Origin of the sequence: Acinetobacter sp. NIOH-H-8, from assembly GCF_046635365.1 — a bacterium.
Taxonomy (GTDB): Bacteria; Pseudomonadota; Gammaproteobacteria; order Pseudomonadales; family Moraxellaceae; genus Acinetobacter.
Window position 1 is genome coordinate 1 of record NZ_JBHDVN010000236.1, and the last position, 430, is coordinate 430.

The following is a 430-nucleotide window of genomic DNA, read 5'->3' on the forward strand; positions in this document are numbered from 1 at the left end:
GCGCAATACCTCATCGACAATGCGCTCCAGATTCCCGGAATTGTTTGCCTGGGTTTGCTGCTCACGCTCTTGCTCCAAGGCGCGCAAGGCATCTTCTATCTCAGCAATTTTCTGCTCGTTACTTTCCTTGTCGCTGTTCAGCCCATCCAGCGCCGTACTCAGCGTGCTTTCGATGGCGAGATTCTGCTGGAGCAATTCAGGCTGGAAAATAGAGCCGAACAGCTCCTCTGGATTGAAGCTGCCCAGCATGGCATTGACGGAGGAGATATCGTTTTTGCTGACAGCGCACACCGTGGCCGGAAAGCCCTCATCCTCGAGTTGCGAGCTGATGTAGTCGCAAATGCCCTGCACATCAGCAGCGGGCTTGAGGTCTGCCTTGTTCACGCAAACGCTGAAGTTGCGCCCCATGAGAGTGACTTCATCCATATTG

At 54.2% G+C, this 430-nt stretch carries 1 protein-coding gene; it reads right to left on the minus strand.

Annotated elements, in window-relative coordinates; genetic code table 11:
• On the minus strand, window positions 1-430 hold a 430-nt coding region (locus ACEWB7_RS17990), incomplete at both ends, for a hypothetical protein (RefSeq protein ID WP_411581088.1).